The organism is Mumia flava (genome assembly GCF_002797495.1).
Lineage (GTDB): Bacteria > Actinomycetota > Actinomycetes > Propionibacteriales > Nocardioidaceae > Mumia > Mumia flava.
In genome coordinates this window covers 601,100-614,535 of record NZ_PGEZ01000002.1, presented here as the reverse complement: position 1 = coordinate 614,535, position 13,436 = coordinate 601,100, and the positions used below count along the sequence as shown (strand labels likewise).

Here is a 13,436-nt window from a genome sequence, read left to right as displayed (position 1 = left end):
AGGCGGCCCACGGCGAGGTCCAGGGCTCGTAGCGTGGCGCCGGTGGAGCGACGTTCATCCGACCGAGGTGCCGAGGCGGCTCGGCGACGCCTCGAGCTGCTGGCCCGCGAGCTGGCCGGCTCCGACGCGACCTGGACCGGTTTCGAGCCCGACGACGAGCCCGACGACGAGCCCGACCGCCTCGACCCCCACGACGGTGTCCCGTCCGGGCGTGCGGCCCGCGCGGCCTCGTACGCCCACGATCGGGCTGGGGCTGGGGCTGGGCGGTCCGAGCGCCGCGGCTCAGCCGTGGCGAGCCTGCTCGGTGCCGGCGTCGAGGTCCGCCACCTGGTCGCCGTCGCGATCGTGCTGGCGGTCCTCGCCGGTGGGATCGGGATGTGGGTGGCGTCGGCCCGACCGCAGGAGGTGCCGCCGAGCGACTCCTACGCCGTGCTCGACGACCACGCCGTCGACGGCCCGTCATCCCCGGCCGCCTCCGCCGCTGCGGTCGCGGGCACGGCCCCGGCGGCCGGGGGCGCCGCGGACGCCGCGACCGTGGTCGTCGACGTCACCGGCAAGGTCCGTCGACCCCAGGTCGTCTCCCTGCCGACGGGCTCGCGGGTGATGGACGCCGTCGAGGCGGCCGGTGGTGCGCGCCGCGGGGCCGACCTGTCCTCCCTGAACCTGGCGCGGGTGCTGGTGGACGGCGAGCAGGTCGTGGTGGGGCTCGAGGCGGTCGCAGCACCGGTCGGCGGTGCGTCGGGCGCAGGCACGGCGCCGGCACCCGTCAACCTCAACACCGCGACCGCCGAGGATCTCGACACGCTTCCTGGGGTCGGCCCGGTCACCGCGCAGGCGATCCTGGACTGGCGCTCCGAGAACGGCTCGTTCTCCTCGGTCGAGCAGCTGCTGGACGTCAGCGGGATCGGCGAGGCGACGCTCGACGAGCTGCGCGACCTGGTCACCGTGTGACGTGCCGGTGCCGGGCGGGTCGCACGCGCCGGTCGATCTGCGGGTCGCGGCGCCCGCGCTCGCCGCGTGGGGCGGGGCCGCGCTCGCCGTGTCGGCCCCCGTCGGGTGGGTCGCTTCGGCGTGGCTGATCCTGGCCGCCGTCGGCGTGCTCGCGCTGCGGAGCCGCGCTTCGGCTGTGCGGGTCGCCTGGATCGGGCTCGTCGTCCTGGTCGCGGGGACGTCGGCGCTGCTCGCGGCGCTGCGGGTCTCCCAGCATGCGCACAGCCCGGTCGCCGACGCCGCGTCCGACCGGCAGCAGGTACGGGCGCTCGCGACCGTGTCCTCGGACGCGCGCGAGGTCCGGACGTCGAACGGGACCGCGCGCGTGATGACCCTGCGCGTCACCGACCTCGCGTCCGCTGACCGGCGCTGGCGGGTGCGGGTGCCGGTCCGGGCCTGGTCCCGCTCGACCGACCTGGCGACACCGGTGCTGGGCGAACGGGTCGTGGTCGCGGGCAGGCTGGGTCCGGCGGACGGCACCGACACCGCGGCCACGATCTGGCTCACGGATCTGCGTGCGGTGGGCGGACCCGCGGCGTGGTGGGACCTGGCCGCCGGGCTGCGCGCCTCGGTCGGCGACTCCGTACGCGGGCGTGACGACGACGTCGCCGCCTTGGTCCCGGCCCTGGTCCACGGCGATGACAGCGGATTGACCGACGATCTCGCGGAGGCCTTCCGGACCAGCGGGCTGACGCACCTGCTGGCGGTGTCGGGCACCAACCTGACGCTGCTCCTCGGGTTCGTGCTCGCTGCGGCGCGACCGCTGCGCGCCGGGCCACGGACCCGTGTCGCGCTCGCGATGGTGACGGTCCTCGCCTTCCTCCTGCTCGCCCGGCCCGAGCCGTCGGTCGCCCGGGCCGCCGCGATGGGGGTCGTCGGGGTCGTCGGCCTCAGCGTGGGCGGCGCCGCCGGGGGAGTGCGCTGCCTCGCGTGGGCGATCGTCGTCCTCGTCCTGCTCGATCCCTGGTACGCCACCTCGGCCGGATTCGTGCTCTCGGTGCTGGCGACCGCCGGGATCCTCCTGCTCGCACCCCGGTGGCGGGACGCGCTCGCGACCTGGATGCCGCGGTGGTGCGCCGAGGCGGTCGCGGTGCCGGCTGCGGCGCAGCTGGCCTGCACCGCGCCCGTGGCTGCGCTGTCCGGTCAGGTGTCGTTGGTCGCCGTCGCAGCGAACCTCGCGGCCGCGCCGGCTGTCGGTCCGGCGACGTTGCTCGGCCTGTGCGGGGGACTGGCCGGCGTGGTCTGGGCCGACGCCGGCGCGCTGGTCGGACGAGCGACGGCTGTTCCGGCGGGCTGGATCGTCACCGTGGGCCGTACGGCGGCGACGGCGCCGGGTGCCGCCGCGGACGTCGGTGACTCGGTCGCGGTCGTGGCCGTGCTCGGACTGGTCAGCGGCCTGGTCGCGGTCGTCGGTGAGCGGCTGCTGCGGCGTCGCGTCGCGGTGCTCGCCGTGACGGTCACCACGACGGTCGCGGTGCTGGTCGCCCCTACCCCCGGCTGGCCGCCGGCCGGGTGGGTGGTGGCTGCCTGCGACGTCGGACAGGGGGACGCCACGGTCGTGCGGGCCGGGGCCGAGGCGGCGGTGGTCGTCGACACGGGACCGGACCCGCTCGCCGCGCGGCGCTGCCTCGACGAGCTGGGGGTCCGGACGGTCCCGGCGGTCGTCCTGACCCACGACCACGACGACCACACCGGCGGGCTCGACGGTGTTCTCGACGGGAGGGACGTCGGGTGGCTCGGCGTCGGGCCCAGCGGGGGCGCGACCGGGCCGAGCGAGGTCGCGGACGGAGGACGGCCCCCGGTCCGCTCGCTGCACCGGGGCCAGACCTGGACCGTCGGCGAGGTACGGATCGACGTGCTGGCCCCCGACATCGGCACCCAGGACCCTGGTGACGACGCCGACGGGACCGCCGTGAACGACACCTCCGTCGTGCTCCTGGCGCGCACGCGCGGGGTCAGCGTGCTGTTGACCGGGGACATCGAGCCGGACGCGCAGCGCCGGCTCAGGCTCGCCCATCCCGGGTTGCGGGTCGACGTGCTCAAGGTCGCGCACCACGGGAGCGCTGCCCAGGACCCTGCGCTGCTGCGCTCGCTCGGCGCACGGTGGGCGGTGATCGGCGTCGGCGCCGACAACACGTACGGACACCCCGCGTCGGCGACGCTCGACGCCCTCGAGGACGCCGGCGGCACCGTCCTGCGCACCGACCGCGACGGCGACGTGGCCCTCGTCGTGGGACCGGCCGGCCTGTCCGCGGTGGTGCGGCGGCGTCGCCGTCGGTGGGACGTGGCATCCTGATCGGCGATGGCGTCCCTCTACAGCTCCGTGCTCCTGGTCTCCGGCGGGGTCGAGTTCCTCACCGAGCGGGCTGTCCGGCGCGCCCTCGAGCAGGCACGCGAGGCGGACCCCGAGGCGAGCGTGTCCGAGGTGGACGGGGCGCGCGTCGGGCCGGGCGAGCTCACCGTGATGACCGGGCCGTCCCTGTTCTCCGCGCGCAGCGTGGTCGTCGTGCGGGGGATCGAGAGCCTGCCCGCCGCCGCGGCCGAGGAGCTGCTCGCGTACGCCGCGGCGCCCGACGCCGACGTCGCGCTGCTGCTCTCCCACGGGGGCGGCCAGAAGGGCAAGGGCGTCCTCGACAAGCTGCGCCGCTGCTCGGCGGTCGAGGAGGTCAAGGTCGCGGCTCCGAAGCCGTGGGAGGCGGGCCGATGGGTCTCCGCGGAGGTCCGGCACCTCGGCGGTTCGATCTCGTCCGATGCTGCGGACCTGCTGGTCGCGGCCGTCGGGCACGACCTGCGGTCACTCGCCGCCGCCGCGGACCAGCTGGTCGACGCGTCCACGGGCGCCGACGGCAAGCGTCGGCCGATCGACGTCACGCTGACCCGCCAGTACTTCGGCGGTCGTGCCGAGGTGCGCGGGTTCGACATCGCCGACGCCGCCATCGACGGTCAGCTCGCCGACGCCCTCGAGCAGCTGCGCTGGGCGATCGGCAACAACGTGGCCCCGGTGCTGATCACCTCGGCGTTCGCCTCCGGCCTGCGCTCGCTCGCGCGCTACGGCGTGGCCTCGAGCCAGGGGCTGCAGGAGGCCGAGCTCGCGCGTGCGGTGGGTGCGCCCCCGTTCCGCCTGAAGAAGCTCCGGACCCAGCTGCGCGGGTGGGACGCCGCCGGCATCGCGACCGCGGTCGGTGTGGTCGCCCGGGCCGACCTCGACGTCAAGGGCGCCGCCGACCCGCTGTTCGCTCTGGAGCGGATGGTGCTCGACGTCGCCGGAGCCCGTTCGCGCTGACGGTGGCGGGGTCGTCCCCTGGGCGCAGCGGCCGCCGACGGCTCGCGGACAAGCAGAAACGGCACCTCCCCGTACGGGGTGGTGCCGTTCGTGGGAAGGCGACGCGTCAGAGCGCGGCGGCCTTCTTCGCGATGGACGACTTGCGGTTGGCCGCCTGGTTCTTGTGGATGACGCCCTTCGACGCCGCCTTGTCCAGCTTGCGGTTCGCCGACTTCGCCAGGTCCTGGGCGTCGTCGAGGTTACCGGCCTCGACGGCCTCGTTGAACCGGCGGACGGCCGTCTTCAGCTCGGAGCGCACAGCCTTGTTGCGCTCACGCCGACGCTCGTTCTGCCGGTTGCGCTTGATCTGCGACTTGATGTTCGCCACGGGGCAAGCCTCGTCGTTTCTTTCGTGGGTGGATGAAGTCAGGGCGCGCGGACACGGACACGCAACACACAACTCTAGCAGTGCGCGTGTTGCGGTCCAAACCGGCGTCCGGGACGCCCGTCGGCCTCGTGCAGCCGGGTCCCGGGCCGTCGAGCAGGACTGCCAGGAAGCTCACAGGTTCTCCAAAGCCGCTGTTGAGCAGGCGCCGATGTACTCCGGGATGCAGGGGCCGGGCAATCCAACGCGTACGGAGGACAGCAGCACGATGGTGAGGATCGCGAACGCGCTCGGGACCCGTCGACGACGGCTGACGGTCGTGACCGCCGTCGTCGTCGCGGCGGCCCTGACGTGGTGGCTGGTCGGACGGGCCGACGGCGGCGAGGCGCAGGCGTCGACCGCGACCGCGGAGGCGACGACCTCGACGGTCGAGGACACCGTGACGGGCTCGGGCACGCTCGAGTCGGAGAAGTCCTCCGACCTGTCGTTCTCGTCGTCGGGGACCGTCGTCCGGGTGTACGTCGAGGAAGGCGACACCGTGAAGAAGGGTCAGCGCCTCGCGCGGATCGACACCGACGAGGTCGATGCGAACCTCGCCTCGGCCGAGGCCCAGCTCGACGCTGCCGAGACGGCCGCGGACTCCGACGGCGACGAGTCGTCGGCCCAGCAGGCCGCGAACACCGCGGCCGTCGCGAGCGCCGAGGCCGACGTCGTCGATGCCGAGCAGGCGGTCGAGGACGCCGTGCTGACGGCTCCGTTCGCGGGCATGGTCGCCTCCGTCGGCATCGAGAAGGGTGACCAGGCCGGTGCCTCGACCTCGTCGGGATCGTCGAGCACCGCGACCGGCGATGCGACCCTCGGCTCCACGAGCACGAGCGCGTCGAGCTCCACGACCGGCGCGATCACCGTGATCACACCGAAGCACTTCGTGGTCACCGCCGACGTGTCGGCGAGCGACGTCGAGCGGATCGAGGACGGGATGCAGGCGACGGTCACGCCGACGGGTGCGACCGACGAGGTGTTCGGGACCGTCTCCGAGGTCGGGCGGGTCGCCGAGACCGCGTCCGACGGCACCGCGACGTTCCCCGTCACGATCGCCCTGACGGGCGCTCAGGAGGATCTGTACGCCGGGACGTCCGCCGACGTGTCGATCGTCGTGGAGTCGCGCGCCGACGTGCTGAGCGTGCCGACGGTCGCGATCGAGACCGACGGAGACCAGGCGTACGTCGAGAAGGTGACCGACGGCGGCACCACCCGTACGGAGGTCGAGATCGGGGACACGTTCGGTCCGACGACCGAGATCGTCTCCGGCCTCGCGGAGGGCGACACCGTCCAGTACACCCAGACGACGGTGCGTCGCGGTGCCACCAGCGGCGGCGAGCAGGGCGGCTTCCCGGGCGGTGGGGGCTTCCCCGGTGGTGGTGAGCTGCCCGACATTCCCGGGGGCAGCGGCGGCGTACCCGGCGGCAGCTTCCCCGGTGGTGGCCGGTGAGCGCGCTGCTGGAGCTGGACGAGGTCCGCAAGATCTACACGACCGGCTCCGTCGAGGTCGCCGCGCTGGCCGGGGTCGACCTGCAGGTCCACGAGGGCGAGTACGTCGCGGTGATCGGTCCGTCGGGGTCGGGCAAGTCCACGCTGATGAACATCGTCGGCTGCCTCGACGTCCCGACCGACGGGACCTACCGGCTCGCCGGCGAGGACGTGTCGACGCTCGACGAGGCGCGGCTCGCCGACGTGCGCAACCGGTTGATCGGGTTCGTGTTCCAGCAGTTCAACCTGCTGCCGAGCCTCTCGGCGTGGCGCAACGTCGAGCTGCCTCTGGTGTACGCCGGGGTCTCGCGCGACGAGCGTCGGGCTCGTGCGGTCGCCGCGCTGGAGCGGGTCGGGCTGGGGGACCGGGCCGAGCACCGGCCGTCGGAGCTGTCCGGGGGGCAGCAGCAGCGCGTCGCCGTCGCCCGCGCCCTCGTCACCGACCCGGCGATGGTGCTGGCCGACGAGCCGACCGGCAACCTCGACTCGCGCTCGACCGCCGACGTGCTGGCGCTGTTCGACGAGCTGTCGGCGATGGGCCGCACGATCGTGCTCATCACCCACGAGCACGAGGTCGCGGAACGCGCCCACCGCCGGATCGTCGTCCGCGACGGTCGCGTCGTCGAAGGGAACGGCGGTCCTGGGAACAGTGCGGACTCGTCCCGGAGCCTCGCATGAACTGGGCCGAGACACTGAGGACCGGACTCGAAGCGATCCGGCACCACGCACTGCGCTCCGCGCTCACGATGCTCGGCATCATCATCGGCGTCTCGTCGGTGATCCTCACCGTGGGGCTCGGACAGGGCGCCCAGGACGAGGTCGCGGAGCAGATCGACGCCCTGGGCAGCAACCTGCTGATCGTCTCGCCGGGCAGCTCGACGACCGACGGGCAGCGCGGCGGGTTCGGATCGGCGACGACGCTGACGCTCACCGACGCCCAGGCGATGACCGACCAGGACGTGGTTCCGGACGTGTCGGCGGTCGCGCCGACGACGTCGAGCTCGGTCTCGCTGGTCAACGGGACCACGAACTGGACGACGTCGCTGGTCGGCACCGCGACGGCGTGGCTGGACGTGCGCAACCGGACGGTCGAGGAAGGGCGGTTCTTCACCTCCGCCGAGGCCGAGTCGGGCGCGAACGTGATGGTGATCGGGTCCGACACGGCCGGCGAGCTCTTCACGGTCGGGTCGCCGGTCGGACAGACGGTGACGGTCGACGGCACGTCCTTCACGGTCATCGGCGTGCTGGGCTCGTCGGGCGGTTCGTCGTCGGAGGCGAGCCAGGACGACACGGCCGTGGTGCCGATGTCGGCGGCCGCGGCCGTCACCGGATCCACCGGCACGACCCTGTCGTCGATCTACGTGCAGGCCGCGTCGGCCGACCGGCTCTCCGCCGCGTACCAGGAGGTCGAGGCCCTGCTGAGCAACCTGCACGGGATCACCGCCGCGGACGACGCCGACTTCACGATCACGACGCAGGAGTCGCTCCTCGAGACCGCGAACTCGACGAACAAGACCCTCACCGTGCTGCTCGGCGGCGTCGCGGCGATCTCGCTGCTCGTCGGCGGCATCGGCGTCATGAACATCATGCTCGTCTCGGTCACGGAGCGGATCCGCGAGATCGGTCTGCGCAAGGCGCTCGGCGCGACCCCGGCGGTGATCGGGCGGCAGTTCCTCGTCGAGGCGTCGATCCTCGGGCTGACCGGCGGCGTGGTCGGCGTCGTGATCGGCATGGTCGGCGCGTGGGTCCTGCCGTCGTTGATCGACCAGGCGGTCTCGCTGTCGGTGCTCGCCACGCTGGCCGCCCTCGCGACCTCGCTCGCGCTGGGGATCGGCTTCGGGGTGTACCCCGCCAGCCGGGCCGCGCGGCTCACGCCGATCGAAGCGCTGCGGAACGAATGAACCTCACACCCATGACGGGAGCATCCATGAATCGCATCATCACCCTGTCGGCGCTCGGGCTGACCGCCGTGCTCGCGCTGAGCGCGTGCGGCAGCGCGTCGGAGCAGAGCGACGCCGCAGCGCCGTCCGGACAGTCGTCCGATCAGCAGCCTCGGGGCGGCGGCCAGGGCCCGGGGAGCCTACCCGGGTCGGGCACGGTCGCCGCGGTCGACGGGTCGACCGCGCAGGTGCAGTCGACCGACAGCCAGACCGCCGTGTCGTGGACGACCAGCACGACGTTCACGCAGGAGGTCGCGGGGTCGCTGTCCGACGTCACCGAAGGATCGTGCGTCGTCGTGATGGGCGACGGCGCGAGCGACGACTCGGGTGGCGACTCGGGTGGCGACTCGGGTGGCGACTCGGGTGACAGCGCGAGCGACGCCGTGACGGCGTCCAGCGTGCGGATCAGCGAGCCGACCGACGGCGAGTGCAGCGGCGGCTTCGGCGGTGGCTTCGGTGGCGGGCCGCGCGGCGGCGGCGCTCCGGGAGACGGCGCCCCGGGTGACGGCGAGATGCCCGACGGCATGCCCACCGACATGCCGAGCGACATGCCCACCGACATGCCTGACGGTGCGCCCGACGGTGGAGAGGGCGGACCCGGCGGGTTCGGCGGCGGCGGGTTCGCCGTCGGGACCGTGACGGCGACCACGTCCGACGGCTTCACCGTCGAGTCGGTCGCCCGCGGCTCGGACGACACCCGGAGCGTCCAGGTGACGGTCGGCGGCGACACCACGTACACCACCAACGGGGACGCGACCGCGGGCGACGTCAAGGTCGGCGTCTGCGTCGTGAGCCGGGGCGACACCGACTCCACCGGGGCCGTCACGGCCACCGCGATCGCGATCAGCCAGCCGAACGACGGCGAGTGCGGCGGCGGCTTCGGCGCGCGCTTCGGCCGGGGAGGGGACGACCAGTGATCCGCATCCGCAGGCGGCCCGTCGGCAAGCGGACCGTCGCCGTCGGCGTCGCCGCGGTGACGGCTGCCGCGGTCGGCCTCGTCGTCGCCTCCTCGAGTGCCTCCGGTGCCCGGTACCGGACCGCGCAGGTCGCGATCGGCAGCGTCGAGCAGACCGTGTCGTACGACGGGACGGTGGCGGCGGCGAACCGCTCCGACCTGGTGTTCGCGACCGACGGTTCGGTGAAGAAGGTCAAGGTCGGCGTCGGCGACGAGGTACGGGCGGGGCAGACCCTGGGGACCCTCGAGACCCGCGAGCTCACGACCGCGGTGATCAAGGCCCGGGCCGATCTCGCCGACGCGAAGGCCTACCTCGACGACGTGGAGGACGGGCAGATCGACACGGTCACCCGCGCGGTCACCGGCGTCTCGACCGCCTCGGCGTCCACTTCGGAGTCCGGCGGCTCGGCGGTCCGGCTCGCGGCGTACACCGTGGCGGCCTCGGCCCCGGCCTCGACCCCGGCCTCGACGTCGGCCACCACCACGCTGGCGCGCGCCGCGGCCACGAGCGCTGCGTCGGCGAGTGCCGCGGCCACGAGCGCTGCGTCGGCGAGTGCTGCGTCCACGAGTCCTGGGCTTGCGGCGAAGCTGGCCGAGCTGAAGGAGGAGCAGGAGGCCGTCACGACCGCGCAGAGCGCAGCCACCGAAGCGATCGCGGCGTCCAAGGCGGCGCTCGAGCAGCAGAAGAGCACCTGCGCGGACGAGAGCACACCGAGCGGCTCCGGTGACGGCGGCGACGGCGGCGACGGATCGGACGGGGACGGATCCGGTGACGCGGGCACCGCCTCGGACGCGTCCGCCGGCCTCTCGCCGGCCTGCCAGCAGGCGCTCCAGGACGTCCAGGACGCCCAGGACGTCGTCGCCGACCGGCAGGACGAGCTCCAGTCGGCGCTGGAGGCACTCGGCGGCACGCTCGACGACGCCGTCGCGCAGCTCGGCGAGGACGCGAGCTCCGGCAACGGCGGCTCTGGCAACGGCGGCTCGGGCAACGGCGGTTCTGGCAACGGCTCCGGGGGCAACCAACCCGGCGGCAACCAACCCGACACCGAGTCCGGCGATGGCCAGCCCGACGGGAACGGCCAGCCTGACGGTCAGGACCAGGGGGGTGCCCCGTCCCAGGGCACGGCGCCCGACGGCTCCTCGGGGCAGCAGGCCGCGCCTGACGGTTCGGCCGGCTCCGGCAGCATGTCCGGCGGCACGGGTGAGCCGACGTCGACGGAGGCGACCGCCGCCGATCTCGCGTCCGCCCAGGCCGACGTCGACTCCCAGAAGGCGGCGCTGGCCGAGGCGAAGGCGGACCGCAAGGCGGCCACCCTCACCGCCCCGTACGCCGGGACCGTGATGGCCGTCGACGTGGCCGCCGGTGACGCCGTCTCCACCTCCGACCGGGCCTTCGTGCTGATCGGGGAGGGCGACACGACGGTGAACCTGAGCGTGCCGGTCGACGACCTGTCCGCCGTCCAGGTCGGGCAGAGCGCCACCGTGACGCCGAGCGTGGGTGATCCGGTCGCCGCCGAGGTGACGAAGATCGGGCTCGTCCCGGAGGCGTCGGACACCTCGTCCAACACCACGTATCAGGTGACACTGCGGGTCGACGGCACCCTGTCGTCGCCCGAAGGGTCCACCGTGAGCGTGGCGCTCGTGACGGCCACCAGCGCCGACGTCGTGACCGTTCCGAGCACGGCCGTGACCCGCATGACCGACTCCGAGGGCACCGTGCTCGTCGTCGACGACGGTGAGGTGACCCGGACCCCGGTCACGCTGGGCGCGGTGGGCGGCTCGCGGATCGCCGTCACCGACGGCCTCGAGGTGGGCCAGGACGTGGCGATCGCCGATCTCGACGCCGTGCTGCCGTCGAGCGACGATCAAGGGTCGCAGGATGGTGGCTTCGGCGGTGGTGGCTTCGGCGGCGCAGGCGGCGGGTTCCCCGGCGCGGGCGGGCTTTCCGGCGGCGGAGGGTTTCCCGGCGGCGCGGGCGGCCGCGGTCGCGGCTGACCGCTGTCAGCGGCGCACGGGCACGATCCGGTAGCCGAGCGGCATCAGCGACACCGGGATCATCTTGAAGTTCGCCAGCCCGAGCGGGATCCCGATGATCGTGATGCAGAGCGCGATCCCGGAGACGATGTGGGCGATCGCGAGCCAGACCCCGGCCAGGACGATCCAGATCACGTTGCCGATCATCGACGGGACCCCGGCGCCGGGGCGGGGCTCGATCGTGCGCCCGAACGGCCACAGCGCGTAGTTCGCGATCCGGAACGACGCGAGCCCCCAGGGGATCCCGATGATCGTGATGCACAGGATCAGACCCGCCACCGCGTACCCGATCGCGAGCCAGATCCCGCTCAGCACCAACCAGATCACATTGAGGATCACGTTCACGCCCCGAGCGTACGGCGGGGCGGTCAGCCGGCTGGCACGGCATGGGAGGATGGCAGCACCATGGCCTCTCCTGCAGCTCCCCAGCCCGGGGCGACCGATCCCACGCTGATCCGCAACTTCTGCATCATCGCCCACATCGACCACGGCAAGTCGACGTTGGCCGACCGGATGCTGCAGCACACCGGGGTGGTCGACGACCGGGCGATGCGGGCGCAGTACCTCGACCGGATGGACATCGAGCGCGAGCGCGGCATCACGATCAAGAGCCAGGCGGTCCGCGTCCCGTTCACGAAGCAGAACGGCGACGACGCCGGCACCACGTACATCCTGAACCTCATCGACACCCCTGGCCACGTCGACTTCACCTACGAGGTGAGCCGCAGCCTGGCGGCGTGCGAGGGCGCGATCCTGCTGGTCGACGCGGCGCAGGGGATCGAGGCGCAGACGCTCGCGAACCTCTACCTCGCGCTCGAGGCCGACCTGCACGTCATCCCGGTGCTCAACAAGATCGACCTGCCGAGCGCCCAGCCGGACAAGTTCGCCGAGGAGCTCGCGCACCTGGTCGGGTGCGAGCCCGAGGACGTCCTGCGGGTCTCGGCCAAGACCGGCGAGGGCGTCGAGGCCGTCCTCGATGCCGTGGTCGAGCAGGTCGATCCGCCCGTCGGGGTCGCCGACACCTCGGCGCGGGCGATGATCTTCGACTCGGTCTACGACACCTACCGCGGTGTCGTGACGTACGTCCGGGTGGTCGACGGCCACCTCTCGCACCGCGACAAGATCAAGATGATGTCGACCGGTGCCGTGCACGAGATGCTCGAGGTCGGGGTGATCTCGCCGGAGCCGAAGAAGGCGGACCGGATCGGCGTGGGGGAGGTGGGGTACCTCATCACGGGCGTCAAGGAGGTCCGCCAGTCCCGGGTCGGTGACACGGTGACGTCGGCGAACAAGCCCGCGACCGACCCGCTCGGCGGCTACCGCCACCCGAACCCGATGGTCTTCGCGGGCCTCTACCCGATGGACGGCGACGACTACCCGACGCTGCGCGAGGCGCTCGACAAGCTCCAGCTCAACGACGCCGCGCTGCAGTACGAGCCGGAGACCTCCGGAGCGCTCGGCTTCGGCTTCCGCTGCGGCTTCCTCGGTCTGCTGCACATGGAGATCGTGCGCGAGCGGCTGGAGCGCGAGTTCAACCTCGACCTGATCTCGACGACCCCGAACGTCGTCTACCGGGTCGACATGGAGGACGGCTCCGAGCACGTCGTGACGAACCCGAGCGAGTACCCGACCGGCAAGATCGCAGCCGTGCACGAGCCCGTCGTACGGGCGACCGTGCTGACGCCGACCGACTACATCGGCCCGGTGATGGACCTGTGCCAGACCCGGCGGGGGACCCTGCTGGGGATGGACTACCTGTCCTCGGACCGGGTCGAGATCCGCTACACGCTGCCGCTGGCCGAGATCGTGTTCGACTTCTTTGACGCCCTGAAGAGCCGGACGAAGGGCTACGCGTCGCTGGACTACGAGGCGACCGGCGAGCAGAGCGCGGACCTCGTCAAGGTCGACATCCTGCTCCAGGGAGACCCGGTCGACGCGTTCAGCGCGATCGTGCACCGCGACAACGCCTACTCCTACGGGGTGGCGCTGGCGCAGAAGCTCAAGGAGCTGATCCCGCGCCAGCAGTTCGAGGTCCCGATCCAGGCCGCGATCGGCGCCCGGGTGATCGCCCGCGAGACCATCCGCGCGATCCGCAAGGACGTGCTCGCCAAGTGCTACGGCGGCGACATCAGCCGCAAGCGCAAGCTGCTCGAGAAGCAGAAGGAAGGCAAGAAGCGGATGAAGATGGTCGGCCGCGTCGAGGTGCCGCAGGAGGCGTTCGTCGCCGCGCTCTCGACCGGCGACTCCGGCGGGGAGAAGGCGAAGAAGTAGCGCCCGTCGTCACTGCTCGCGGCCACCGAGCGACGTTCCGTGACGCGGAGCGACGCGACGTTCCGTCGC

General features: G+C 73.0%; 11 protein-coding genes. 9 read left to right on the top strand and 2 right to left on the bottom strand.

Translation table 11 applies throughout. The features are described from left to right. Nucleotides 1–42: 42 nt before the first annotated feature. The 3 genes from CLV56_RS21270 to holA are packed head-to-tail and all read left to right on the top strand — an operon-like array spanning nt 43 to nt 4,273. A complete protein-coding gene (locus tag CLV56_RS21270; protein WP_245857972.1) occupies nt 43–951 on the top strand; it encodes a ComEA family DNA-binding protein in 909 nt (302 codons plus the stop codon). A gap of 1 nt (nt 952) precedes the next feature. Further along, the gene (locus CLV56_RS16955; RefSeq protein ID WP_039359577.1) at nt 953–3,286 is read left to right on the top strand and encodes a ComEC/Rec2 family competence protein; all 2,334 of its coding nucleotides are present in this window, start codon (nt 953–955) and stop codon (nt 3,284–3,286) included. 6 nt (nt 3,287–3,292) lie between these two features. Continuing rightward, nucleotides 3,293–4,273: a DNA polymerase III subunit delta gene (gene holA / locus CLV56_RS16950; protein WP_039359576.1), complete on the top strand. Its 981-nt coding sequence runs from the start codon at nt 3,293–3,295 to the stop codon at nt 4,271–4,273. A 106-nt stretch (nt 4,274–4,379) separates the two neighbouring features. Here holA and rpsT read toward each other — a convergent pair whose 3' ends face one another. Then, nucleotides 4,380–4,640, bottom strand: a complete 261-nt coding sequence (rpsT, locus tag CLV56_RS16945) for a 30S ribosomal protein S20 (RefSeq protein WP_039359573.1) — start codon at nt 4,638–4,640, stop codon at nt 4,380–4,382. A 265-nt stretch (nt 4,641–4,905) separates the two neighbouring features. Here rpsT and CLV56_RS16940 point away from each other — a divergent pair, with 265 nt between their 5' ends. The 5 genes from CLV56_RS16940 to CLV56_RS16920 are packed head-to-tail and all read left to right on the top strand — an operon-like array spanning nt 4,906 to nt 11,057. After that, nucleotides 4,906–6,129 (top strand): efflux RND transporter periplasmic adaptor subunit, encoded by a 1,224-nt coding sequence (locus CLV56_RS16940; protein WP_039359761.1) that lies wholly within the window; start codon nt 4,906–4,908, stop codon nt 6,127–6,129. Then, nucleotides 6,126–6,845, top strand: a complete 720-nt coding sequence (locus CLV56_RS16935; protein ID WP_100415324.1) for an ABC transporter ATP-binding protein — start codon at nt 6,126–6,128, stop codon at nt 6,843–6,845. Before CLV56_RS16940 ends, CLV56_RS16935 begins: the two co-directional genes overlap by 4 nt. Continuing rightward, the gene (locus tag CLV56_RS16930; RefSeq protein WP_039359570.1) at nt 6,842–8,068 is read left to right on the top strand and encodes an ABC transporter permease; all 1,227 of its coding nucleotides are present in this window, start codon (nt 6,842–6,844) and stop codon (nt 8,066–8,068) included. The genes CLV56_RS16935 and CLV56_RS16930 overlap by 4 nt, the downstream gene beginning before the upstream one ends. 26 nt (nt 8,069–8,094) lie before the next feature. Beyond that, nucleotides 8,095–9,024, top strand: a complete 930-nt coding sequence (locus CLV56_RS16925; RefSeq protein WP_100415323.1) for a hypothetical protein — start codon at nt 8,095–8,097, stop codon at nt 9,022–9,024. Continuing rightward, nucleotides 9,021–11,057 (top strand): permuted SH3 domain-containing protein, encoded by a 2,037-nt coding sequence (locus CLV56_RS16920; RefSeq protein WP_100415322.1) that lies wholly within the window; start codon nt 9,021–9,023, stop codon nt 11,055–11,057. Before CLV56_RS16925 ends, CLV56_RS16920 begins: the two co-directional genes overlap by 4 nt. Before the next feature lie 6 nt (nt 11,058–11,063). Here CLV56_RS16920 and CLV56_RS16915 read toward each other — a convergent pair whose 3' ends face one another. Beyond that, the gene (locus tag CLV56_RS16915; RefSeq protein ID WP_039359568.1) at nt 11,064–11,441 is read right to left on the bottom strand and encodes a YccF domain-containing protein; all 378 of its coding nucleotides are present in this window, start codon (nt 11,439–11,441) and stop codon (nt 11,064–11,066) included. A 60-nt stretch (nt 11,442–11,501) separates the two neighbouring features. On the opposite strand from CLV56_RS16915, the gene lepA reads away from it, so the two are divergent. Next, nucleotides 11,502–13,367, top strand: coding sequence for a translation elongation factor 4 (gene lepA / locus CLV56_RS16910; RefSeq protein WP_039359565.1), 1,866 nt, complete (start codon nt 11,502–11,504; stop codon nt 13,365–13,367). The last annotated feature ends 69 nt before the right edge of the window (nt 13,368–13,436 follow it).

What these genes read in the sequence shown, in the direction of transcription:
- CLV56_RS16925 (WP_100415323.1), top strand. Translation starts at nt 8,095, where the DNA reads ATGAATCGCATCATCACCCTGTCGGCGCTCGGGCTGACCGCCGTGCTC.
- holA (WP_039359576.1), top strand. Translation starts at nt 3,293, where the DNA reads ATGGCGTCCCTCTACAGCTCCGTGCTCCTGGTCTCCGGCGGGGTCGAG.
- CLV56_RS16940 (WP_039359761.1), top strand. Translation starts at nt 4,906, where the DNA reads ATGGTGAGGATCGCGAACGCGCTCGGGACCCGTCGACGACGGCTGACG.
- lepA (WP_039359565.1), top strand. Translation starts at nt 11,502, where the DNA reads ATGGCCTCTCCTGCAGCTCCCCAGCCCGGGGCGACCGATCCCACGCTG.
- CLV56_RS16930 (WP_039359570.1), top strand. Translation starts at nt 6,842, where the DNA reads ATGAACTGGGCCGAGACACTGAGGACCGGACTCGAAGCGATCCGGCAC.